Origin of the sequence: Alteromonas genovensis, assembly GCF_010500895.1 — a bacterium.
In the GTDB taxonomy this organism is placed as follows: Bacteria; Pseudomonadota; Gammaproteobacteria; order Enterobacterales; family Alteromonadaceae; genus Alteromonas; species Alteromonas genovensis.
The window spans coordinates 383,287-406,588 of the sequence record NZ_JAAAWO010000001.1; the positions used below are offsets into that span (position 1 = coordinate 383,287).

Below are 23,302 nucleotides of genomic sequence, written 5' to 3' on the forward strand. Positions count from 1 at the left end.
AATTCGACATTAATGTCTTAAATTTATGCATTGGATATTACCTCTTCCTCAACGCTGTCTAGCACAATGCCCAGCGCTTGCGGTTTGTGAAGGTAATATCCTTGCGCAAAATCCACCCCAATTTCTTTCAATCGCTGCAGCTGTTTTGCACTGTTAACAGACTTGGCCACCACCTCTATATTACGAAGCTTGGCAATGTCGGCAAATGCTTTGACAGCTATTTCATCCACCTGATCATTAAGAATATTGCCAACAAAATTGCCATCAATCTTAATCTGTTCAATTTGATATTTTTTTAAATAAGCAAAGGAAGATGCACCAGTACCAAAGTCATCGAGTGCAGTTTTGATACCGGCACTGCGTAAAAGGGTGACAAACGCAACACTATCCACCATTGAGCGGGTTATGGTTGCTTCAGTCATTTCGAAAACAAGCTTTTCTTTAATAGAGTACGGCGTGTTGTTCAATAATGGCAAAAGCTTTTTGATAAAAGCCTGGTTAGCAATAGTTTGGCCCGATATGTTTATGTTTATTTGGGCGATGCGGTGAAGGTGTTGGCAGCGATGAAGCGTAGAGATCACACTGCTAATTACATAGTAATCTATATGGGGGGAAAGAGAATAGCGCTCTGCAATAGGTAAAAATGAATCTGGCAATATCCAATTGGATTCTCCGTCTGGCATTCTCAGCAAAACCTCTAAAAAGATGACTTTTGATGGGGAATGCAATGGGAACACTCTTTGCGCGAATAGCTCAAATAATTCACTATCTATTGCATGTCTAATACGTGAAGACCAATTGCTTTCTAGTGAACGCTGGTGGCCACGCTTTTCCTCCTCTTTCCATACAAATACGCGATTTCTGCCCGCTTTTTTGGCAGAGTAACAGGCGCTATCTGCCGCATTGATGAGCTCGGCCACACTCGACCACCGTCTAGTTATCGGCACAAGACCAATACTTGCCCCTATGCGGAATATTCTATTGTCATGATAAAAACGGAAATTATCCACCACTTGGCACAGGTTCTGCGCTTTAGCCAAGGCGTGCTCTTCATCCTGGTCGGCTAAGAGCAGACCAAATTCATCTCCACCTAGTCGGGCAATAACATCATTCTTAGCGATATTATCTTTAAGCAGCCTACTAACTTGCTTTAGAAGTTCGTCGCCAGCGTGATGTCCGCATGTATCGTTAACAGCCTTGAACTTATCAAGGTCAATATACGCTAAGGCGTAATTCGTCAAAACTCCCCGATTATCGCCTAAGCAAGGATTAAGTCGCGACTCAAATTCACTGCGATTGTAAAAACCTGTAAGCGGGTCATGTGTAGCTCTATGCTTCATTTCCATGCCGGCTTGGCGCTCTTCCGTTACATCATGAAACACCATCACCGAGCCTAACAATTCTTCACTCTCTGTGCAGATGGGAGAGACGGAACAGGTTATTCCATATTTTGCACCGTCTCGAGAAAGTAACGTGGTGGAATGCTCTAGTTCTACAGTGCGCTTTTTCTGTAAACATTGGATAATGGGGTTGGGCAAGTCCGTCTGAGTTTGCTCATTTATCACATTGAGTATATCAGATGCCGCCATGCTTTCGGCCTCTTCAAGGGACCAGCCTGTAAGTTGCTCTGCAATAGGGTTTAGCCATGTTACGTTACCGTTGGTATCGCTTGTAATTAACGCATCTCCAATGGATTGCAGCGTGACGCGCAATAATTCATGCTGCTTTGTTAGCTGCATCTTTAAACGCTTACTGCTTGTGATATCTTGAAATACACCAAACATTCGTACGCATTTATTGTTTGCCCATTCTGGTTTGCCGATGGCTCTTACCCAAATAGTACGGCCTTTTGCAGTTACCAATTCTAATTCTTCGTCGTAGGGAATCCCGCAATGTATACCCTGTTCAACCGCGTTAGTAATAATACTTCGGCTTTCCCCTTCTTTGTAAAAATTAATAGCTGTCGCTAAGTTAGGTTTGTAATCGTCTGGGACTTCGTGAATACGCTTAGTTTGTCGACTCCACCAAATAGTATTTTTCTCTAAATCCAAATCCCAAATACCAATGTTGGCGGTATTTTCGAGTTCTTCAAATGTTTGGTTTCGTTTCTGAAGAGCAATAGTTTGTTTTTTTATTTCTGTAACATCAACGTGAGAGCCAAGCATGCGTATTGCTTTACCATTTTTATCTCTCAATGCTAAACCTCTACAGCGTATCCAAACTGTTTGTCCAGATTTATGGGTATAGCGAACAACTTGATCGAAGGGGTGAGAGGGGCTCTCACAATGTTTCTGTATGTTTTTTTTAACAACAACGAGGTCGTCGGGGTGAATGATGTCTTGCCACTCTGACGATAAATGTTGCTTTTCAGTTGGTTCGTAGCCTAGAGTCTTCCAAAAATTGTCACTCATCCACTCGTGTTCCGGGCGAGTTAAATCCCAGAACCATAGTCCATCGAGTGATGACTTCTCTACGAAAGACAAAATGCTCTCGTCGCTTTTAATTAGCTCAAGCAACTCTCTACGAAGAGGGTGAATTGATCTGCTATTTTGTGTTGTCAAACTGTATTCTTTTTATTATTTTTTTAAAAAGTGTTCTTGTGAGACTTTGTCGACAAATAGTGGTCCACAAGTCTAATACCTTTAAAATTAGCACAAATATAATGAAACGCTAATTTACCTACGCCTCATCATTCTGGCTGGTTATTCATACACTATTCTTTGTCATGTTCGTCCTTGTATTTTTCATCAATAAGTTCGTAGCAAGCCCCAAGAACGATAAACAATAATGCGGTTTGTAAGTTATCTTGATGAGTATTAAGTTCTGGAGTTGTTAAAAATGCATAAATGCCTTCCAGCATAAGTAGAAGCGCAGCAGCACCAGTTGCATAGCTGAGTTTAAATTTCATGAGGGGGGACGCCTTTTTAAAGAGGCTCGTGGAGCCTCTTTCTTTTAGTTTAAAGTTAACTACCAATGGTTTCTATTCGTGTTGCCATATGCGTCGTAAATAGCATCATTAGCGTTAGCTACTTTTGCAAAAAAGGCGCCCAGCTCATACATCAAGCCTCCGCCTGCAACAGCGCTTATGTCGGCGGATGAAAGTTCCATCATTGTTTCGGTTTTCATAGTTTTTCCTTAACTTCTGTGGTCAGAATAGCCTTCGTAAAACTCATACAATCCCTCAGCTATCGTTGCAACGACGCCGATGTAGCCAAGTCCCTTCATCCAACTTCCGCCAGAAACAGCATCTAACTCGTTTATGGTTAACTCACTCATTAATAATATTTCCTTATATTTTGTTGTGACGTGACTTTATCATCGCGCCGATATGCAAATTAGCAATTACCTCAGGCCAAATAAACTGGCCGTCGTGTGTGTTTTTACGCGTTTATGTAATCTAGTACAGTGAAAGTCGGTTCAATGCATCTGACCCCTATTATCGTCAGTTGGTCGTTTGTTCCATTGAACACTTGTGCGCTTGTTTGTAACTTCATTATTGAAGAGTCCACAAACTAGGCAATAACAATGAAAAAAATACTTAACGTTGCAGTGGCTGTAACCATGGCACTGTCAAGCGTGCCAGCATTTGCAGATAAGTCAGAGACAGATAAAAACGCCCCTTTCAGTAGCGCTACGTTTAAAGCGATGGAAATGAGAAGTATCGGCCCGGCCTATATGTCTGGGCGAATAGCAGATATCGCCATCGATCAAAACCACCCGTCAACCTGGTACACCGCGGTAGGTTCTGGCGGCGTGTGGAAAACCAATAATTCTGGTACCACGTGGGAACCTATTTTTGATAATGAAGCGGTTTACTCAATAGGTGATGTCACCATTGCACCAAGCAATTCAAACGTCGTTTGGGTAGGTACAGGTGAGAATAACGGCGGCCGCCATATCAGTTTTGGCGATGGCGTTTACAAATCACTTGATGGCGGTAAAACGTGGAAAAACATGGGGCTTAAAAAGTCTGAACACGTTTCCGACATTATAATTCACCCAGAAAACCCCGATGTAGTATGGGTGTCGGCCCAGGGTCCTTTATGGTCTGAAGGCGGTGAACGTGGCTTGTATAAAACCACCGACGGCGGTGAAACTTGGAAGCAGGTACTTACCCCTGAAGATGAATGGACTGGGGTAACATCTCTTCTACTCGACCCAAACGATCCTAACAGGCTTTATGCAGCTACATGGTCAAGACAAAGAACCGTTGCAAACTACGTTGGTACAGGCCCTGCAGCCGGTATTCACACCTCTAGCGATGGTGGCGAAACATGGACTGAATTAAAGACCGGCTTACCCAAAGGCAATATGGGTAAAATTGGTATGGCGATTTCGCCTATCGATTCCAATGTACTTTACGCGACTATTGAGATAGATAATCGCGAGGGCGGTTTTTATCGCTCGGCAAATAAAGGGGCGAGCTGGGAAAAGATGTCTGATGAAGTAGGTGGCGGTACTGGCCCACACTATTATCAAGAAATCTTTGCTGATCAGCACCAAATGGATAGAGTCTACATTGCTAGCAATTACAGCAAAGTGTCTGACGATGGCGGAAAAACATGGACGCCTATTAATACCAAGCGCAAACACGTTGATGATCACGCAATGGCATTTCACCCCACTGACCCTGATTTTGTGTTGATGGGGTCGGATGGCGGTATTTATATGTCGCACGACAGAATGGCCAACTGGCGCTTTATGGCAAACTTGCCATTAACTCAGTTTTATAAAGTCGCGCCAGATGACACCAAGCCGTTTTACAATGTGTATGCCGGTGCGCAGGATAACTCTACACAGGGCGGCCCCTCTCGTACTAATCGTGCAGAAGGAATTAAGAATAAAGATTGGTTTTTGACCCTAGGTGGCGACGGACACCAACCTGCTGTTGAACCCGGTAATCCAGATATTGTGTATTCTCAGTGGCAGCAAGGTAACCTCACTCGCGTGGACATGACCACGAAGGAAGGAGTGTATATTAAACCGCAGCCGTTGCCTGGCGACCCAGCGGAGCGATTCAATTGGGATGCGCCTATCAACGTATCTGCTCACGATCCGAAGCGAATTTATTTTGCATCGCAGCGCGTATGGCGCTCTGACGACCGTGGTGATAGCTGGACTGCGCTCTCGGGCGATCTCACTAAAAACGGCAACCGCATGCATATGCCCATGATGGGGCGAACTTGGTCTGTCGAGGCAGGCTGGGATTTATATGCCATGTCTGAGTATCACACTATTGCAAACTTTGCTGAAAGCCCAGTTGATGAAAATATACTTTGGGTAGGCACAGATGATGGCATCATTCAGGTTACTACTAACGGCGGCAAATCGTGGAAAAAGATAGAACTTGATGATATTCGCGGTATTCCTGCTACCGCTTACGTGAATGATATTCGCGCTGACTTGTTCGACCCGAACACGGTGTATGTTGCACTAGATAACCATAAATATGGCGACTATAAACCGTATCTTATTAAGTCGACTAACTTAGGGAAAAAATGGACGTCGATGGCAGATGAACTGCCTGAAAAACACTTAGTGTGGCGTATTGTTCAAGATCACGAAAATAAAGATCTTATGTTTATCGGCACTGAATTCGGTATTTTCTTTACCGTCGACGGGGGAGAAAAATGGGTTGAACTTGAAGGTGGAATGCCTACTATTTCAACCCGAGACGTGAAAATTCAGCGTCGTGAGAACGATTTAGTGGCCGGTACGTTTGGTCGAGGTATTTATATACTCGACGATTATGCACCGCTTCGCTCGTTAACGAAAAAGTCGATGGAAGAAGACGCGCTGCTATTTGCGCCTAGTCGGCCGGTTAAGTGGTATCAACCAGACGATAACCATACAGATTCAGACGGTGACGACCGCTATGTGGCTGAAAACCCAGAGCATGGCGCAACGCTGACTTATTACCTTAAAGACAGCCTACTGACAGCGAAAGAGAAACGTCAAGAAGCTGAGAAAAAGCTTATGGAGGGTAAAGACAAATATCCGAAGTATCCAAGCTGGGAAGCGGTGGAAGCAGAAAACCAAGAAGCTGCGCCTGCCGTCTATCTTGAGATAAAAGACGCTAAAGGTGATGTGGTTAACCGGGTAGAAGGAAGCACTAAGAAAGGCTTGCACAGAGTTACATGGGATATGACCTATGCCAATGCAATGCCTATTACGGATAAAGACAGTGCTAGTCGTTCTCGTGGCGCATTAATGGCGTTACCAGGCAGCTATACGGCAACGCTGTTTAAGCGCGAAGGTACTACAATAACGCCGCTAGCAGAACCTGTTAGTTTTGTGCTTGAGTCTATCTACGAAGGGGCACTAGAAGGTGCTACAGCACAAGAACGTGCTGCCTATGATGGTAAAGTGAGTGACGCCCAAAAACGAGCGGTAACCACTACAAGCGTGCTGGCTAATGTGAAAGACACGATGGAAGTACTTCGCAGTGCTATAAACCGTACTCAGGGTGATATCAGCAAGCTTGAAACACAATTTGCCGATGTGCAGACTGAAATTAATGCCTTAAGCCGCGAGCTTTATGGTTTAGAGTCTCGTGAACGCAAAGGGATAAAGCCTGCGAATATAACCAGCCGTTTACGTTACGCTCGTTCTGCCGTGGGCACATCTTATGGACCGACTCAACAGCATCAAGACCAATTGCGTTATGCTAGCGAAGGGTTGGTTGCAGTGAGTAAGCGCGTAAGTGTACTTCAGCAAACCACCGTACCTGAGCTACAGCGCGCAGTAGTGAATGCTGGTGGCCCATGGACAGCAGGTCTGCCGGTTATTACTGAATAACTGTTAATGCAATAAACGGGTTTTATACCTTATAAAACGGCAGTGTTCTCACTGCCGTTTTCTTTTAATTTTTCTAAACAAAATTACATAGGCACTATGACAGGTTCGCGACTCTCTTTTTCTTTACACACCATGCGTAGTGCACCTGTGGCGGTGTGTACACAGCTTATGTTCAAATCAGTCATTAGACTAGCGTTTATGACACCGCTTACGGCAGCGCTTATGACAGCTTTTATGTTAGCAACGTTTCCAGCTTCTTCAGCATCGGTTGTACAATCAGAGATTAGCAAATTAGGCGCTCACGAATCAGATGTAGAGAACATAGTGGTAAAGGCTACGAGACCTTACTACCACGACACGCTAGAACGCATCCTTCCCCTATATAGCTATTCACAATCTACAGTGGCTAAAGGCAATAGTATTAATGATGTATTAGTTCAGTCCCCGGTAATCAGCCTGAACGGGCAGGGAGGGCAAATTCAAAATGTGAGTATTCGCGGCTTTTCCCGCTGGCGAATTCAAACGCTGTTAAACGGCGTTCCTATTTTTAGCGATAGGAGAGCCGGTGCAAGTGCTGGCTTTATACCCCCTTCCTGGATAACTCAGGTGTCAGTTGTGCCTGGCGCAGCGTCGACATATCTAGGTTCTGGTGCAATCGGCGGCGCGGTTAACCTGCAGATTGCTACACCGAATGAGCAGAATCTTTATGTTGGAATGCTGAATAATGGCGAAACTCAAGAATACGGGTATGAAGGCTTTGCAGATAGTTCACTTACGCCCAATACTGATAAGCGCCATGCTTATTCTGGAAGCACTGATTGGAAAATCTCTTATCGCAATGCAGATAACACGCAAGATGCCAATGGCAATGCGTTGTTTGAGCAATTTGAGCAAACTGCGCTTTTTATACGACATCAGCCGGAGCAATCTAATATCACTGAGGCGTGGTCGCTGTTTTCACACAATAGCAATGTTGGAAAGTCGAGCAGTGATTTTCCACAAGATAGAATAACAACATACCCTAAAAACACCCATTGGCTTGGCAAAGTAAGCGCTGTTTTCGATAACATGACTAGTAACGTGTGGTGGCATCAGTCTCAATTAGATACTCAAACGTTACGGCCAGAAGCGCGCATTAATGAAAGCAGTAGCAACGCATTCGATTATGGCAGTGATATTGGAGGCAGGCAGCGTGTAGGGAAGTGGCGAGTTAATTGGCAAGCCCAACTTCAAGGACGTGAAGGGGTAAGAATTAATGAAAGTGAAACGCCGATAACATCGCTAGGGTCTCAAGTAACACCTGAGGCGGCAATATCAGCTCAAGCTCTCTCTATACACGCTCTATCTTTACGAGCACTGTCTATACAAGCACTCCCTGCACAAGTTGCTAAGACTGACGCCTTTAACATCACCACACTTGATGCCAGTGAGATTGGATTGGCGGGCGTTTTGGATGCCTCAAGAACGTTCCAGAAGCTGTCTGTAGCGGTTGGTACACGCGTTGACTGGCAGCGTCAAAGTGGAAGTGGGCAAAACATAAAAAAATTAAACGTTAGCGGATTCACTGGTGCTATCTATGCACTTTCTCCTCACTGGCAAGCAAGCGTATATGTTTCAAGCGCTTTCAGGAACCCATCACTTACAGAACGTTTTTTCTCTGGAGTAACTCCTCGAGGCACAGTGCTGGGAAATCAACGTTTAGACACTGAGCAATCAGTAAATATTCAAGGCGGGATCTCATATAAAAACAATTGCTTACTGGCAACCACTGAAGTGTTTAGTCAAAATATACATCACTATATCGAACGCATTGAAATTAGTGAGGATGTGTTGGAATACGTTAATTTAGACAGTGCCACTATTAATGGGCTGAGCTATACGGCTAATTGGGCACCGCACAAAAGCAAGTTGTCTTTGCAGTTAAGTGGCGCTTGGATAAAAGGTGAGGACGAAAGCGGGAATGTTATCGCGGATATTCCTGCGCACAATCATCGACTCACGGCGGAATACCAGGTGGGCACGATACGCTTTTTTTCAAACGTGCTTTATCGGGCTAGTAAAACACACGTTGCTGATGGAGAGCGGTCATTAGATAGCGTAGTGACCCTAGATATAGGGGCATCTTTGCCGTTTAATAATAAAGTGAATGGAAGAGTGAGTATTCGAAACTTCACTAATCAGCTTTTTTATGTGAGTGCTGATGACAGGGCGGCTTTTGCTCAAGGTCGCAGCATTCAGTTTGCGCTAAGGTTTTTGTTTTAGAGAACTTGCTTCAAAAGACTTGCTTTAAGTGGGGCTTTAAGAGACTTGCATCAGCGGGCCTGGTTTAACTAGCTTGTTGAAACTAAAGTGTACTGACCAGGTTGTACTAACTAGACTGCTGCAAGCGAGCCTGTTTCTTTCGATATTTACTTTTAAGCGTGGTAAATAACATTACTATGCCAGTTAACCAAATGACGAAAAGAAGCAAAGCGGCGGGTAGAAACAGGTACAGTTTAGCGCCTTCAAAAAACCAGCTTCCGTCATGGATAGATTCTATGGTGTCGGTACGTCGATACGCTGTTTGCAGCACCTCACCTGTGTAGGCGTTAAGCTGCACTTCCCAATGATTATTGCCACGTACTTTTATGATGCCTTTGTTCGGTCTAATATCCAGTCTGTCAATGTCTTCCCAGCGCGTTAATTGGGCGTTGGATACGGTTTGGACTGCTTGTAATATCTGCTGCGAACTTATTATGGTACTGGACGAGTCTGTTGCTTCTTCTAAAGGCGTTTGGTTTACTTTTTGGGTTGGCGGTTGGATCCAGTCTATCTCCTTTTTCACCTGCAGCAGCAGGCCGCTACCAATCACGATGATAACGGGAAGAAAAATACTCAAGGAGATCCACAAGTGAAGATGTCGACTGACTTTTCGTAGTTTGTTGGGCATTCGAATACATATCTGAAACGGGCTAATACTATACTGCATAGGGCTTTCAGAGTAAAAGCGGTAGTCATGCTACTGACCGCTAAAAAACGGCTAAACAACCGCTTTTTAAGCGCTAAGTAAGCGCTAGCCAAATGCCCACACCAATCATTAGTGTACCCGCTATTCGGTTCATTAACTGCACATTGTCGCTTTGCATTAACAAAGAGCGCATGGTTCGCCCACCTGATGCATAAATTAATAGGCAACTAAATTCTAGCACTAATATGATGGCGATTAAGCTAGCTAATTGATGCATCAGCGGTTGTTCAGGGTTGATAAAAGGCGGCAGTAATGCAACAAAGAAGGCCCAACCTTTTGGGTTAGCAATGGCGGTGATAAATCCTTGCGACATAAGGGCTAAACGAGAGGCCCGCTGACTTTCACCATCGGGTTTTAACGCCATTTTGCCTCGCGACAACCACATTTGCACGCCTACATAAAAAAGGTACGCGCCTCCGATGTATTTTAGGACAGTGAATACGGATGGGTAATTGAGCAACAGTGCAGCCACGCCAACAGAGGACAGAGTGGCTACTAGCCCCACACCCGCCAGTTCACCAATCATCATCCATAAGGCACGTTTAACACCAATACTCATGCCTAGCGTCAGCGCGAGTGTCATACACATGCCTGGCGTTATGGACACAAAGAAAAATGTAGGAATAAAAAGAGACAGCAAGCCCCAGCTCATAAGTAGTGTCCGATGATAAAGAAAACAGGCGTGGAAGTTGCCAGAAAAGGCGATGGTGATCAATAACAAGTTGCGCATTGATCAACCGATATCTGCGTATTGTTATTTTTGGCCTTGTAAGAACTTCTTGCCCGTTGAAAAATTAGCAGAACATGCTGAGAGCAACGTTTGGATGATAAAATTAAAGTGACTATTAATCAGTGGTTTATGTTTGTTTGTAGACCGGCATTTCTGGATCGCTTGTTGCACACCTCTAGTTTACTGTTGAGCAAAGTTAAATAGTAAGTATTACTAAAAGTAAGAGAACACTTTCTCTAAAGCACAAATTTATCAAGCAGAGCATCTCTCGAGCACATGTTTTCTCGAAGAAAGTGCTCTAAAGAACTCGGTGACTAGAAAGAAAAAGGAGAACCTAATTATGAGTAAGACTAAACAATCTAAAGTCGTTGTTATCACGGGCGCGTCTAGCGGCATAGGCAAGGCAACCGCCAAATCGCTCGTGCAAGAGGGGCATCGCGTTGCGTTAGTTGCAAGAAGTGAAGATAAGCTAAACAGTCTTGTGGAAGAGTTGGGTAGCGAAAATGCATTTTCAGTAAAGGCCGATGTAAGTGATTTTGACGACGTAGAGAACGCATTTGCCAAAATAAATGCGCATTTCGATAAAATAGACGTTGTTTTTGCTAACGCGGGAACCGGCGCGAGTTCTCCAGGTATTGAAAAAGGCGATGTGAGCGATTGGTCGACTATGCTTGGGGCGAACGTGAACGGTCTTTTATATACAGCAAAAGCAGGGTTACCTTTTTTAAGGGAGAGCAAGGGGCATTTTATTCTCACGGGCTCCGTAGCCGGACGCATTGCTCTTAAAGGCTCGGTATACGGCGCTAGCAAGTGGTTCGCTTATGGCTTCGGTCAAAACTTAGCCGAGGAAATGCGTGAATGGGGAGGGAAATGCACAACCATTTGCCCAGGTATGGTCAATACACCATTTTTTGACGAACCTAAAGAAGATAAGCTGGCACCAGAAGATATTGCAGATGCGGTTAATTACGCATTATCAAGCAGCGACAAAGCATGTGTAAGAGAAGTATATGTAATGCCAACGTCGTAACTTTTAGTTATCGCAAATCAAGGTTCTAATTATTACCGCCAAAGGTGCCAGTAATATTGGGCGAGCCGCTACCGCCGCTTGCGTTGCCTAAAAAGTCCTAACTTGATGGCAATGCCGGTGGCAATAAATGTAATGGTAAAAATAACAAAGACTCTTAGTAATAACTCAAGCTTATCCGTTAATTCAAAAGAAGCAGCTAACACACTCAATACGAGATTGCTTGTTACAGTGATACTAAAAATATAGGCCATGTAGCCAACAATCAACGTCACATTTTTTTGCACGGTATTCTCCTGAAAGTCCATTCCAATAAGGGCTCTCGCCACTTTCATGCTCAATTAATTTTCCGCGTTCGCAGAGCAACCAATGTCGCTATGTTCCAATGTTAATACTAGTTTTAACGCTAGCCCTACCTTTAGCTAAAGTTCGTAATGCTAACGATGGATAATAAAAAGAGTAACTGGTCATAAAGACTGTTTTCTTTCTAACTACATTAACTATGGATATAAACGAACGTTGAGCCTTATGACACTAAACTGATAACTCTTGCTTTTAATCGCGTTTTTTCGTTTTTGATGCGTAAATCTCTGTAAGGTGTGATTACTTTATGCTCAATGTTATTTAAGACGATTAACCCTACAACTTGGCAGGCAAAAGAATGAAAACAGATAAACCTTCTGTAACGATCCCTCAAGAAGCTTTTGATTGGTATGACGAATATGCTCATGGCGACATAGACAGGCGCACATTTTTAACTCGCGTAGCCTCGTTGTCTGTTGCAGGCCTGTCTGCTGGTGTTATCGGCAGCGCGCTTATTCCCGACTATGCTAAAGCTGAACAAGTGTCCTTTAACAACCCCGCCATTAAAGCAACATACGAAGAGTTTCCATCCCCTGAAGGCCATGGCACTGGAGGCGGGTATTTGGTAGTGCCTACTGAGGCTAGCGCCGAAAGCCTTATGCCGGCGGTTGTTGTGGTGCATGAAAATAGAGGGCTGAACCCCTATATAAAAGACGTGGCAAGACGCTTAGCCATGCAAGGGTTTGTTGCGTTCGCGCCAGATGCTTTATTTCCCTTAGGAGGTTATCCAGGTAATGATGATGACGGTAGATCAATGCAGCGCAGTCTCGATAGAGAAAAAATTGAACACGATTTTATGGCAGCCGCAAAGTGGCTAAGTCACTTTGAAAAAACCTCAGACAAGCTTGGTGTGGTTGGTTTTTGCTTCGGCGGATACATCAGTAACCTTTTAGCCGCAACCCTTCCTGATATGATTGATGCGGCCGTACCATTTTACGGTACACCTGCAAAAGAAGAGTTGCAGGCTCAAGTGAATGGGCCGCTGCTTCTGCATTTTGGTGAGAATGATAAGCGAGTGAATGCAACCTGGCCGGAATATGAAAAAGTGCTGAAGGCCAACGGGGCAGACTACACCGCTCATGTTTATGACAAAGCCCAGCATGGCTTTCACAACGACTCAACAAGCCGGTACAGCCCAAAAGATGCCGAACTTGCATGGCAGCGCACCGTTGATTTTTTCTCGACTCACCTTAAAGCCCCAATAAGTCGGTAAATTAACAAGTCGGTAAATTAATCAGTCGGTAAATTGATAAGCCGGTAAACTGATGAATCGGTAAGCAAGTAAACCTTCAAATAAGACCCGAGCCTTTGACGAAACGAGTATCGAATATAAAAAAGCGCCACCAGAGGCGCTTTTTTATATTGATCATCTAGATGATGTTTACAAGCATGTAGATGGCGGTAAAACCTCAACTGAGTTAAACTACGCACATCTGCATGAGCTGTTGCAGCCGTTGAATTAACAGTTGCGTCTCACTGATTTTGCTCTGCTTGTGCGCTGCTAGCACGGAAGCACCGTGCAATAAATTAGCGCAACGCTCGGCTCTACTATGACGCTTCGCTTGAATAAAGCACTGTGCTCAAAAGGCCTCAGCGTAATCAAACACAATAACTACTTCTATCCTTAAAGGTTATCAATCATGTTTCACAACGATGTTCTACGCCGCATTCGCTATGCGCTTGCTATAAACGATACCGCGGCTATCAGTATTTTTAAGCTGATGGATTACGAAATGGACATAGATTATCTTCATAGCATCATGAAAAAAGAGGATGAAGAAGGTTATTTGCCATGTAGAGATAAGATCCTTGCGATGTTTTTAGATGGTTTGATTATCAAAAATCGTGGTAAGCAAGAAGGACAAGCGCCCAAAGAGCTCGGCCCAAAAGAGCGCCTGAGTAATAATGAGATACTTCGAAAAATTCGCATTGCGATGAGCTATAAAGACGAAGATATGATTGCCGTATTGTATATGGCTGATTTCAGGCTGAGCAAAGGCGAGTTGTCAGCACTATTTCGAAAGCCTGATCACCGAAACTATAAAGCGGCCGGCGACCAGGTTGTACGAAATTTACTGCAAGGTATGGTAATTAAGTATCGCCAAAATACGAAACCTCGTACGTCTAATCAAAATGCATTTGCATCAAAAAGCAAAGGTGGTGGTACGGCTAAGTCTGGCTCGTCTGAAACACAGAAAGCAGGCCCTAAAACCCTTAACCTCAAGAACTCAGGCGCCAAAAAGCAAATAGTCAAAAAGAAGAGTAATACCTATCGCGTAGATAATAAGCCCACAGACTCTTTGCGGAGTAAGGGCTAGCTCTTTTGCAGTAAGGTAGAAGTTGGCAAGGAAATCGATAGATAGCAGAAATGGCGGGCGAGCGGCAGTTGAAAGGTAAGTGTTCAGCGCACATAGTGTTGCTATTAACATGGACAACTAATGTAAAGCGAGGAAGACCCTTATGGCTAAAACGATAGATACACCGACCAGTAGACATTTCGATAATGCAGACGGGCTTTGCGAAGAAAAAAGCGACGCAACAAGAGGGTTTGTCTTTAATCAAACCATGCTGCGAATTGCTGATCCCAAACGCACCTTAGACTTTTATACCCGTGTGATGGGTATGACGCTGATAAAGCGACTAGACTTTGAAGAAATGAAGTTTAGTTTGTATTTTCTAGCGGCAGGGGATGACTTTTCAGATATAAGCGATGACTCAGAGAAGCGCACGCAGCAAACCTTCGGTCGCCCTGCGATGTTAGAACTTACTCACAATTGGGACGACACCCCAGAAAATGCGTCTTACCACAACGGTAACAGTGAGCCAAAAGGCTTTGGCCATATTGGTTTTCACGTGCCAGATGCAGAGGCTGCCTGCGAGCGATTTGAAGCCCTTGGCGTGCCATTTCAGAAAAAGTTAAATGACGGGTCTATGAAAGGCATTGCGTTTATAAAAGATCCCGACGGCTATTGGATTGAAATTTTTGATGCCAGCAAGGTAGCAAAAACCTGCGCGCCGCATTTAAAAGGTTAGAACAACGCACCTGATATTTTTTAAGCGTTTCTAAACCATTTTATAAAAATACTAAAAGGAGCCGCGCTCCTTTTAGTATTCTTTTTACTTTCTCCCTTCGTTAGTCGGCATCGTCAGAAGATAGCTTATAATCAAGTTGCACCAACAAACCTGTTTGCATCAGTGCTTGGCCATTTTGAACCCGCGGCTTATATTGCCACTGCTTGAGAGCGCTACTGGCACTTTTATCGAATACGCCTTCAGGTGACGACTTTACTACCGTTATGTTATCGGTAGTGCCTGTTTCTGTAATATCAAATTGCAACACGACATACCCTTCAGTATTTGTCTTTGCAGCATCTTCAGGGTAAGTCGGTGAAACGCGAGCTATCGGTGAGGCTTCATTGACCTTAGCATCGATTGCCTTATGCTCATTTCCCTCAGCATGATTTTTCGGTGGTGGCGGCATATTGGCCGCAGCAGTATTCGCCATTAGTAATACGCTCAGTGCCACTGCAACGAATGCGGCTAGTCGGTTTTGTGGAAGTTTATCTTTCATTAGTAATAAACGTTTTTTCATGGTGCTTTTCTCTCCAAAGGTAGGGTACAGACTCAATGTCTGCGGGGATTGCTCGGCACACTGTACGAGTGCTTTTGCATAAATAAGTGTCTCCTTATCGCTTTTGTTTGATAGAACTTTGTGGTCGCAGGCTAGTTCTTGGTTAGTTCGAAATGCTTTAAGCGCAATCCAAACGAGAGGGTTGAACCAAAAAAGCGTCATCAAAACGAAGGTAAAACCATTCCACAGGTGATCCCTGTGATGTTTGTGGACCGATTCATGTTCGACAATCATTTGCTGCTGCGCTTCACAAAACATGCGCTCAAAGTTCAGGGGCAGCACTATTTTAGGGTTAACAAAACCAAATAACATGGGCGTATTTGCCGTAGATGAGTAATAAGCTACATCACCGTTAGTGTTTATCTTGTGTAAGGAGGCAGTAAGAGACAGATAATGCACAAGCGTAATAACCATTATCGCACTCGCTCCTAGTGCCCAAAGATAAAGAAATACATCGATGTGCTGCACAGTGAATGTGGGTGTCGTGTTGACTACATAGTTAGAGAATGAGTCACTTGTTACCGATACACTGTAAATAGGTAGGTTGTTAAGAAGTAATACAGCTGGCACTGTGGCCCACAATTTATAGGTAAACATAGCGCCCATCTTTGCGGTAAATCGCTCTGCTATCAGCATTAAAATGAGGGCAATACTCAAAGCACCTTGTTGTGCTATTAACCATTCAGTCATTGTCTTCTTCCCATTGTGCTATTAACGCTTTTAACTCGTTTACATCATCTTTTGACAATGTTTTCTGGGTTGCAAACCCTGCTACTAATGGTGTGATTTTGCCCTTGAAAAGCTTGCCAACAAAGCTCTCTGTTTCTTGTGCGGCATAGTCTTCTCGCGCGATAAGTGGGTAATACAAATATTGACGCTGCTGTTTTTCAAAACCAATAACGCCTTTTTTTACTAGTCGGCCTAATAAGGTTTTAATTGTTTTCTCATGCCACTCTTTATGGCTAGACAAGGTTTGCACCACGTCGCTCGCACTTGCAGGGTTGCGCTCCCACAGTACGTCGAGTACATCAAATTCTGCATTGGAAATATCGGGTTTAGACATGGTCTTGCTTACCTCTATCTTTTCGATTACAACTGTAGTCTCTCATTTAAGATTACACCTGTAATCGTTCTTTGCAAGTCTTTTTAGTTCTTTTTTTCATCAATGTAAAAAGAGGGGAGATCAACTCAGCTGAGATTTGGTGTACTTATTATCTGAATTCGGAACTAATTAAAAAGAGCGAGTTAGGACTGGAAAAGCAAAAGAACGAAAGAAACAGGAGGGCAAAATAGTTGATATAGATTTATAGCAAGAACTCAGAAGCAGATAGCTAATAGGAAAAAGTAAGACTTACCTCAATGAACCACGGAAAATGTAAGGTCTGTAGATTCAAGAAACTCACCTAGAATACGTGACTGTTGATTTCCACGAGGCACCATAACGTAGCATTTAGGCTTCGGCGAGACCTCTGAAAGTTCGTACCAGAGACTATCTAGCACGTCCGCCCCGTGTTTTAAAAACGTCTCACCCCAAGTGGTGCTGTAAAGTAAATACACATCTTCTACTGTAGGTTTTTGGCGAAGGGTGGGAAAATTAACTAATGCCATGCATGTCATAATGCGTTCTGGTGCCAGTAAATTCTCTCGCGGCAATGCAGATACCCGTACTGGTGGAAACAACGCGCACAGGTGTTTTAGCAGGTCATTGAGGTCGAGCTCGCTAATTTCGCAATAGTTGTAATCTAGATGAATTTTTGTGTTCGTATCCATTATGCGGCTGGCAACACACCACACAAGTAACGCCACTGCATTAGATGCTTGTGAAATCTTTTGCGATTCATCGATAATACCCGACTTGCTCAGCCTATCACCCGCGTAAGCGGTCCATATCTCATCGCCATTCTTAAGTGTTCTCACGGCTATGGTTACGGTGGGGCAATATAAACTCTCATCAAATGCTCTGCGAAGAAACTCCACCTTGTTGTGTTTTTTACCGTAAAACGTGCTCAATCGGCGACCGAGTACCGTCATGTCTTTTTCATCCATGATTTGGGTTTGGCCATCAAGTTGACTGGATATGCGTCTATAGCATTTGAGTAAAAAGCGATGTATGCGACGACTTAATTGAACACGCTCGTTAAAGTTCCATTGTTGAATATTATCAAGGTGCTCTAATGACTTTCTGCTCCAGCCCCAGCTTTTTGCATAGGCGGCCATAATTCGTCGTTTAAAGTTAGGTGTTTCTCCCTCATACAAGGGCTGACTGAGGCTACATCCACATTTTAGGTACAAGCACTGCTGTAAAATAAGAATATCTTCGGGTTGGCCATAGGCAGTGTAGTGGGTGATCAGCTCATTGAACATAAGCGCATAGGGGTCAATATCAGTCACTTTCCCTGGCGCGTCAGAGCCCAAGTGAACATGCTTTTTAAGAGTGTTGCACAGCGGCTGCTCGCTGCCAATATTAGCAAGATAGACTTCTAACTTTGCCATTTTCAGCAGCGACTTAAATGGCGAATCCATTGCCTTACCTAACTGCCATATGGCTGCGCCAAATAGCTCGCCAGCATCAAGTTTTTCCAAATGGCCTAAATCCATAAACCAATCTAAGTCGGGGGAGCCTCCTTTTTCAAGGTTTCCCAAAATGCCGTCGTATTGCTTTATGGTCGACTTTTCTGGCGTTAGCCACCAAAAGGGCACTTTCCCCGCTACAACAATGTTAGTGCTGTAAAATTCAGCTTTTAAAAACAATGCTTGCGCAGAGCCGGCACTTTCTCCGTCTGCAACGCCAAAGTCATTTTGTTTTACCTTCTCGATATCAGAGAGAAAAAAGTGTACTTCAGTACCCCACTTTTTATCAGCCCATTGCTCAATTGCTCTTAGTTTTTGAGTTAATAAGTCGAGGGATTGGGGAGAAAACTGCTTTCCGTTTACACACACCCAATAATCAAAATCTGACGTGTCGGTTTGCGCAATTGTGCCTATGCTGCCCATTAAAACCAGCGAGTCTATGCACCGCTGACGGGGCCAAATAGATTTAATATCAGTAAATAACGACTGCAGTGAAGGAAAACAGCGCGTCAGCGCCATCTCAATATCTTTTCTGAAAGAGTAATTGTTGATACCAAATGGCACTAATACATCGTTAGAAGGCGATTCAACATACCCGGGTAAATCGGGGTGATTAACGTGGATTAAGAATGGCAGTACGTGAAACAGAGGTCTGTTTTCAAGGGGCAATAAACTTAAAGCACGCTCTGTTCGTGATTTGTTGTATCGCAATACGCGCAGCAACCTTATCGTGAGGTTTTTCTGTAAAGAGAGCGATTTTTGCTCAACCATAACTTAGTCTTTGCCCACTTGCTTTTGCTTGATGTCTACTGTCTTGTATTTTATACCAAGCATAGCGCGATTCACTGCTATCTGCTTGTTATTTATCTTTAGTGTTTGGGTAATTATCGAGAAGTGATTTTACTAGCTCGTTTAGCGCCCGTTGAACGGTAATCGCATCATTTGCTTTAATTTCAGTACTGCCCGACGCACTGTAAACAAAGGTGTTTTCCTTTGTGACGTCTATCTGCAAGTTTTGATATTCTGTAAATTGCTCTCCAACAGGAATGCTAAATACGCTACCTATCGATATTCCGCCCGAACGTCCAAATGTTCCGCTGCCTAGGCCTATGTTTAAACGTGTGCCGTCATCTTTAGATTCTACAAAAGGGAAAAATCCGATGAGAACGTCAGCTTCATCTTGTGAAACCTCAGTTAACCCTTTTGCTGTCATTACCTTAGCAATAGTCTCTGCAATACCGTTTTCAAGGGTTGGGTTTACGCTGTTTAGCGGTGGCTTCACATGAAAGCTATCAATGCTTTGAAAGTCTTGTGTTTCGTCTACGCTGATAGACGGGGCGTTAGAAGCACAGCCGGTTAACAAACCACCAAACGCGATCAAACAGAAAAGCAGTTGGATCTTTCTAAATCGTTCTCTCATCGTCTTATCCCTCATTTTTTGTCAATCATCATTTGCCGTTTAAAAGGGCTGTTGCAATCAGTTGAATATGATTGGCTTATTCCCTAAGCACTTGCGGTTTATTATCGACAGGATCGCTCATTGCACCATCATTGGCAATATTAATGACAAGATCTTTGGAAATGACCTTGTGAATGATTAGACTAATTCATAATTGTTGAAAATTTAAACATCGTTAATAATTCGCTCGTTTTCAACTTCTCGAAATGGCTTATGTTCAAACTATTGCTCTCGATGACTGCTTTTATGATGTGCTACGCCGCCAGTGCAGCGGATGCCCCAAGCGGCGACGTAACGCAGGTGGACAAGACAGAAAAAGTAACGATAACCTGGGCAGTAAATCCGGCTCCTCCTTTTCATATATTTGAGGGCAAATATGCGTCACAAGGCATAGGTGACGTAATGCTTAACTCGATAATCGCTCACATGCCAGAAGCAAAACACACTATAGTTCGGATGCCTCATTCGAGAATAAGTAAAAGGGTTGATGCTGATATGAACCTCTGTTTTCCTTGTTTGATTAAAAGGTCCCGAAGCAGCAAATGGATTTATTCCAACACAAATGTTGAGTATTTACCCCTTGGTGTCATTGCCCTTCCTGAAACTATTGCGCCTTTTCTGGACAGCGATGGTCGAGTTTCTTTTAAACACTTAGTAGAGAACTCTCAGTTAACATTCGCAAAGCCAGTGGCAAGAAAATATCCCGATGTGATGCAGACAATAGTGGAAAGCGCGAAAGGTAATCCACGTTTTGAAACAATCGCTGGAGCAGACAGTGCTATTAGAGTACTCAACCAATTAAAGTATGGTCGCATTGATTTTACATTAGAGTATCCAGCTATTCTGACATATCTCACGCTTACCGATGGGGAAAGTAAACTGCAATATTACTACACCACAGAGTTGGGGGAGACCCCCATACCGGGTGCGGTGGGTTGTACCAATAATGCGTGGGGAGAAAACGTTATAGAGCATGTGAACGAAGCGCTAAAATCCATTGTCGATACTCCTGACTATAGGGCATCCCAAGGGTTCTGGCTTTCACCTTAGCCTCTTTGTGATAAAGCCCCTGCAGTAATAACCTCCTCACATGGCGTAGAGGCCGGTAACGTACCAAATGCCAAACCATGATGGCCGGCCAGCCTGCTCTCGCAAAAGCTGTGTGCAATATTGCGTATTTCAGCATCTTCGTTATTTAGCAGTACACAAGCCTGAAGTGCCAACGCCGTTTTCTCTGTTAACAAGCGGCTGCGCATTTGCAACGCTTCGTTATCGCTAAAACTATTTAAAAGTTGCGCGACATACGAATCAAAATGCATATTTTTTCCTTTAGCACTTTGTAGTTCCGTAAATAACGCTTTCTGTGTTGCTGGCTCTTTTGCCATGGCTCGCAACACATCCAAACATTGCACATTGCCGCTGCCTTCCCAAATTGAGTTTAGTGGCGCTTGGCGGTACAACCGCGGCATTATGTTTTCTTCCACATAGCCAATACCACCGAGACATTCTTGCGCTTCATTCACAAACGTTGCGGTACGTTTACAAATCCAGTACTTGCCGATAGCCGTGCAAATACGAGCAAGTGCAGCCTCATGCGGGTTGATACCGCTTTCATCAACGGCCTTTGCTACACGCATAGTTAGCGCAGTAGCCGCCGCGCTCTCGATGGTGAGATCTGCCAACACATTTTGCATAAGAGGTTGGTTGATAAGCGTATTGCCAAAGGCGTCTCGGTGGCTAACGTGGTGTGTTGCTTGAACGAGAGCCTGTCTCATAAGAGCGGAAGAGCCAATCATGCAGTCGAGTCGGGTGAGCGATACCATATCGATGATCACAGATACGCCGCGACCTTCCTCACCAAGTAAAAAAGCCGTCGCCTCTTGAAACTCTACTTCTGATGATGCGTTGCTCCAATCCCCCAGCTTGTCTTTAAGGCGCTGGATGCGAACATGATTTAATTCTCCACTTTCAAGTATCCTAGGGAGAAGAAAGCAGCTTAGTCCGCCTTCTGCTTGAGCTAATACGAGGTGGGCATCACACATTGGCGCAGAGTAAAAGAATTTATGTCCGGTAATGGCGTAGCTGCCGTCAGGGTGTTGCACAGCTTTGGTAGTATTACGCCTTACATCGGAGCCTCCTTGTTTTTCCGTCATGCCCATACCCACAGTAATGCCGTTCTTTTCAAATGCGGGGAGTTCTCTTGGGTCGTACGTACCGTTTATCAGTTTATCGAGCCAATATTTGGGAATGTGCTTTGAGTACCTCATGGCGGGCACGGCTGCATGGGTCATTGTTAGCGGGCAGGTAGTACCTGCATCAGTCTGACTATGCATATAAAGCAGGGCAGCGCGAATGACATGAGCTCCACTTGCTGAGCTGTTTTGCCACGAATACGAATGAACTTGATGCTCCATGGCCGAGCTCATCAGAGCATGATAGCTTGGATGAAACTCTACTTTGTCGGTTCTGCGCCCATATCGGTCAAACGCATGCAAAATGGGCTTGTTTTTGTTGGCAAGTTCGCCATGTTCAAACTGCACATGACCGCTGTATTGACCGAACTGTTCAAGCAGTGTGGGAACATAAGCATAATGGTGCTGTTTCACCATACTTTGCAGTAGCGGGTCAGCTAGCCAAAGGTTATAAGCAGGGAGCGCATAAGGTTGATTTTCTACCTCATGGGTATGAAATTTGTTTGTTGCTGTCATGTCATTTGGCCTAGCTGGCGGTGCATTTCTGTTTGTTAAATTACATAAAATAATAAAATTAGTCAAAAGTTGTAATATTTGTGGTTGAGATACGCTGATAAGCTCGCGCTTTAAACAAGTGATATATTGCAACAAAGCAAGTATAAAAAAGCGTGTGCCAAGTGCAGGTGAAGGGAAAAGCAGTTTGAATAAAGCGGAAACAAAAAAGCCAGTAGCAAGAAAATTGCTGCTCAAGCTTTTAGGCTCTAGAGCAAAGGTAAAAATGACAGCGTCAAGTGCCGTGCGCGTAGGTCGTCTTTTTGCCATCTCTGAAAATAATATCAGAGTCACTATTAATCGTTTACACAGCGCTGGCGTGTTATCGCTTGTCGATAGGGGCTACTACCAGCTTGGGAAAGAGGGCGTGGACTTTGCGCGAGAGATCAATAGCTGGCGAAATGCGGAAACCTCACTGCTACCTAGCTGGAATGGTGATTGGGTAGTGGTGCACACGCATATGCTAGCTAAAAGTGATAAGAAACAGGCTAGACAGAATGACCGTGCACTAAAAATTCTTGGGTTGAAAAAGTTGCTCCCTGATATGTACATCAGACCTGCAAACATTCAAGGTGGTGCAGGTGTGGTTAGAGAAAAGCTGCAGGTACTAGGATTAAGTCAACAGGCAGTGGTGTTTTGCGCATTCGATTTAGATTCAAAGCTACATTTGCGAACACGAAAGTTGTGGAATACCGCAGAGTTAGAGCAGCGCTATCAGCAGGGCGTAACTGAACTAAAAGAATCGTTAAATCGTCTTCCAACGCTATCATTAGAAGACGCCACAAAAGAATCGTTTGAAATTGGGGACAATGCACTTCATCAGTTAGTGTTCGACCCACTGTTGCCCTCACCTTTGATAGATGAGTCGCTGCGAAGAGAGTTCGCAGAATTAGTTAAACACTACGACGATATTGGTGCGCAGATTTGGCATCAGTTTTTATCATTAGATAACAATTATTCGCCAGGCTAAAA

20 protein-coding genes are annotated in these 23,302 nt (G+C 44.1%); 8 read left to right on the plus strand and 12 right to left on the minus strand.

Annotated elements, in window-relative coordinates:
- Positions 1-23: 23 nt before the first annotated feature.
- The 4 genes from GTQ48_RS01575 to GTQ48_RS01590 form a co-directional block, all read right to left on the minus strand.
- Entirely contained in the window at positions 24-2,561 is a 2,538-nt protein-coding gene (locus GTQ48_RS01575; RefSeq protein ID WP_163104764.1) for an EAL domain-containing protein, read from the minus strand.
- Positions 2,562-2,713: 152 nt separating this feature from the next.
- Entirely contained in the window at positions 2,714-2,908 is a 195-nt protein-coding gene (locus GTQ48_RS01580) for a hypothetical protein (RefSeq protein ID WP_163104766.1), read from the minus strand.
- Between the two features lie 59 nt (positions 2,909-2,967).
- Positions 2,968-3,126, minus strand: a complete 159-nt coding sequence (locus GTQ48_RS01585; RefSeq protein ID WP_163104768.1) for a hypothetical protein — start codon at positions 3,124-3,126, stop codon at positions 2,968-2,970.
- A gap of 9 nt (positions 3,127-3,135) precedes the next feature.
- The gene (locus GTQ48_RS01590) at positions 3,136-3,276 is read right to left on the minus strand and encodes a bacteriocin (RefSeq protein ID WP_163104770.1); all 141 of its coding nucleotides are present in this window, start codon (positions 3,274-3,276) and stop codon (positions 3,136-3,138) included.
- Positions 3,277-3,525: 249 nt separating this feature from the next.
- On the opposite strand from GTQ48_RS01590, the gene GTQ48_RS01595 reads away from it, so the two are divergent.
- Positions 3,526-6,798, plus strand: coding sequence for a WD40/YVTN/BNR-like repeat-containing protein (locus tag GTQ48_RS01595; protein ID WP_163104772.1), 3,273 nt, complete (start codon positions 3,526-3,528; stop codon positions 6,796-6,798).
- Positions 6,799-6,894: 96 nt separating this feature from the next.
- On the plus strand, positions 6,895-9,060 hold the full coding sequence (locus GTQ48_RS01600; RefSeq protein ID WP_163104774.1) for a TonB-dependent receptor plug domain-containing protein: 2,166 nt from the start codon (positions 6,895-6,897) through the stop codon (positions 9,058-9,060).
- 106 nt (positions 9,061-9,166) lie between these two features.
- On the opposite strand, the gene GTQ48_RS01605 is transcribed toward GTQ48_RS01600, so the two are convergent.
- Both GTQ48_RS01605 and GTQ48_RS01610 read right to left on the minus strand, forming a co-directional pair.
- Positions 9,167-9,727 (minus strand): PepSY-associated TM helix domain-containing protein, encoded by a 561-nt coding sequence (locus tag GTQ48_RS01605; protein WP_163104776.1) that lies wholly within the window; start codon positions 9,725-9,727, stop codon positions 9,167-9,169.
- A 112-nt stretch (positions 9,728-9,839) separates the two neighbouring features.
- On the minus strand, positions 9,840-10,457 hold the full coding sequence (locus GTQ48_RS01610; RefSeq protein ID WP_163105070.1) for a LysE family translocator: 618 nt from the start codon (positions 10,455-10,457) through the stop codon (positions 9,840-9,842).
- Between the two features lie 418 nt (positions 10,458-10,875).
- On the opposite strand from GTQ48_RS01610, the gene GTQ48_RS01615 reads away from it, so the two are divergent.
- Positions 10,876-11,565, plus strand: coding sequence for an SDR family oxidoreductase (locus tag GTQ48_RS01615; RefSeq protein WP_163104778.1), 690 nt, complete (start codon positions 10,876-10,878; stop codon positions 11,563-11,565).
- Positions 11,566-11,633: 68 nt separating this feature from the next.
- On the opposite strand, the gene GTQ48_RS01620 is transcribed toward GTQ48_RS01615, so the two are convergent.
- Complete coding sequence (locus GTQ48_RS01620) at positions 11,634-11,903, minus strand: hypothetical protein (protein ID WP_163104780.1); 270 nt, start codon at positions 11,901-11,903, stop codon at positions 11,634-11,636.
- A gap of 320 nt (positions 11,904-12,223) precedes the next feature.
- Between GTQ48_RS01620 and GTQ48_RS01625 the strand changes: the two genes are divergently transcribed.
- From GTQ48_RS01625 to gloA, 3 genes are all read left to right on the plus strand, one after another.
- Positions 12,224-13,138 carry a dienelactone hydrolase family protein gene (locus tag GTQ48_RS01625; protein ID WP_163104782.1) on the plus strand — a complete coding sequence of 305 codons (915 nt, stop codon included), beginning with the start codon at positions 12,224-12,226 and terminating at the stop codon, positions 13,136-13,138.
- 427 nt (positions 13,139-13,565) lie between these two features.
- A complete protein-coding gene (locus tag GTQ48_RS01630; protein WP_163104784.1) occupies positions 13,566-14,243 on the plus strand; it encodes a YehS family protein in 678 nt (225 codons plus the stop codon).
- Positions 14,244-14,385: 142 nt separating this feature from the next.
- A complete protein-coding gene (gene gloA / locus GTQ48_RS01635; RefSeq protein WP_163104786.1) occupies positions 14,386-14,958 on the plus strand; it encodes a lactoylglutathione lyase in 573 nt (190 codons plus the stop codon).
- Between the two features lie 100 nt (positions 14,959-15,058).
- Here the strand turns inward: gloA and GTQ48_RS01640 are convergent, their stop codons facing one another.
- From GTQ48_RS01640 to GTQ48_RS01655, 4 genes are all read right to left on the minus strand, one after another.
- Complete coding sequence (locus tag GTQ48_RS01640; RefSeq protein ID WP_163104788.1) at positions 15,059-16,246, minus strand: M56 family metallopeptidase; 1,188 nt, start codon at positions 16,244-16,246, stop codon at positions 15,059-15,061.
- The gene (locus GTQ48_RS01645) at positions 16,239-16,619 is read right to left on the minus strand and encodes a BlaI/MecI/CopY family transcriptional regulator (protein WP_163104790.1); all 381 of its coding nucleotides are present in this window, start codon (positions 16,617-16,619) and stop codon (positions 16,239-16,241) included. The genes GTQ48_RS01640 and GTQ48_RS01645 overlap by 8 nt, the downstream gene beginning before the upstream one ends.
- Positions 16,620-16,912: 293 nt before the next feature.
- Complete coding sequence (locus GTQ48_RS01650) at positions 16,913-18,898, minus strand: class I adenylate cyclase (RefSeq protein WP_163104792.1); 1,986 nt, start codon at positions 18,896-18,898, stop codon at positions 16,913-16,915.
- Positions 18,899-18,986: 88 nt separating this feature from the next.
- Positions 18,987-19,547 (minus strand): DUF4136 domain-containing protein, encoded by a 561-nt coding sequence (locus GTQ48_RS01655; protein ID WP_163104794.1) that lies wholly within the window; start codon positions 19,545-19,547, stop codon positions 18,987-18,989.
- A 252-nt stretch (positions 19,548-19,799) separates the two neighbouring features.
- Between GTQ48_RS01655 and GTQ48_RS01660 the strand changes: the two genes are divergently transcribed.
- Entirely contained in the window at positions 19,800-20,636 is an 837-nt protein-coding gene (locus tag GTQ48_RS01660; RefSeq protein WP_163104797.1) for a hypothetical protein, read from the plus strand.
- Here the strand turns inward: GTQ48_RS01660 and GTQ48_RS01665 are convergent.
- Positions 20,633-22,294, minus strand: a complete 1,662-nt coding sequence (locus GTQ48_RS01665; RefSeq protein WP_163104799.1) for an acyl-CoA dehydrogenase family protein — start codon at positions 22,292-22,294, stop codon at positions 20,633-20,635. The genes GTQ48_RS01660 and GTQ48_RS01665 overlap by 4 nt on opposite strands.
- 184 nt (positions 22,295-22,478) lie before the next feature.
- Here GTQ48_RS01665 and GTQ48_RS01670 point away from each other — a divergent pair, with 184 nt between their 5' ends.
- Positions 22,479-23,300 carry a PaaX family transcriptional regulator C-terminal domain-containing protein gene (locus tag GTQ48_RS01670; protein WP_163104801.1) on the plus strand — a complete coding sequence of 274 codons (822 nt, stop codon included), beginning with the start codon at positions 22,479-22,481 and terminating at the stop codon, positions 23,298-23,300.
- Positions 23,301-23,302 lie beyond the last annotated feature (2 nt).

What these genes read in the sequence shown, in the direction of transcription:
- GTQ48_RS01640 (WP_163104788.1), bottom strand. Translation starts at nt 16,246, where the DNA reads ATGACTGAATGGTTAATAGCACAACAAGGTGCTTTGAGTATTGCCCTC.
- GTQ48_RS01580 (WP_163104766.1), bottom strand. Translation starts at nt 2,908, where the DNA reads ATGAAATTTAAACTCAGCTATGCAACTGGTGCTGCTGCGCTTCTACTT.
- GTQ48_RS01650 (WP_163104792.1), bottom strand. Translation starts at nt 18,898, where the DNA reads ATGGTTGAGCAAAAATCGCTCTCTTTACAGAAAAACCTCACGATAAGG.
- gloA (WP_163104786.1), top strand. Translation starts at nt 14,386, where the DNA reads ATGGCTAAAACGATAGATACACCGACCAGTAGACATTTCGATAATGCA.
- GTQ48_RS01590 (WP_163104770.1), bottom strand. Translation starts at nt 3,276, where the DNA reads ATGAGTGAGTTAACCATAAACGAGTTAGATGCTGTTTCTGGCGGAAGT.
- GTQ48_RS01595 (WP_163104772.1), top strand. Translation starts at nt 3,526, where the DNA reads ATGAAAAAAATACTTAACGTTGCAGTGGCTGTAACCATGGCACTGTCA.
- GTQ48_RS01630 (WP_163104784.1), top strand. Translation starts at nt 13,566, where the DNA reads ATGTTTCACAACGATGTTCTACGCCGCATTCGCTATGCGCTTGCTATA.
- GTQ48_RS01600 (WP_163104774.1), top strand. Translation starts at nt 6,895, where the DNA reads ATGACAGGTTCGCGACTCTCTTTTTCTTTACACACCATGCGTAGTGCA.
- GTQ48_RS01605 (WP_163104776.1), bottom strand. Translation starts at nt 9,727, where the DNA reads ATGCCCAACAAACTACGAAAAGTCAGTCGACATCTTCACTTGTGGATC.
- GTQ48_RS01665 (WP_163104799.1), bottom strand. Translation starts at nt 22,294, where the DNA reads ATGACAGCAACAAACAAATTTCATACCCATGAGGTAGAAAATCAACCT.
- GTQ48_RS01645 (WP_163104790.1), bottom strand. Translation starts at nt 16,619, where the DNA reads ATGTCTAAACCCGATATTTCCAATGCAGAATTTGATGTACTCGACGTA.
- GTQ48_RS01615 (WP_163104778.1), top strand. Translation starts at nt 10,876, where the DNA reads ATGAGTAAGACTAAACAATCTAAAGTCGTTGTTATCACGGGCGCGTCT.
- GTQ48_RS01625 (WP_163104782.1), top strand. Translation starts at nt 12,224, where the DNA reads ATGAAAACAGATAAACCTTCTGTAACGATCCCTCAAGAAGCTTTTGAT.
- GTQ48_RS01585 (WP_163104768.1), bottom strand. Translation starts at nt 3,126, where the DNA reads ATGAAAACCGAAACAATGATGGAACTTTCATCCGCCGACATAAGCGCT.
- GTQ48_RS01655 (WP_163104794.1), bottom strand. Translation starts at nt 19,547, where the DNA reads ATGAGAGAACGATTTAGAAAGATCCAACTGCTTTTCTGTTTGATCGCG.
- GTQ48_RS01660 (WP_163104797.1), top strand. Translation starts at nt 19,800, where the DNA reads ATGTTCAAACTATTGCTCTCGATGACTGCTTTTATGATGTGCTACGCC.
- GTQ48_RS01610 (WP_163105070.1), bottom strand. Translation starts at nt 10,457, where the DNA reads ATGAGCTGGGGCTTGCTGTCTCTTTTTATTCCTACATTTTTCTTTGTG.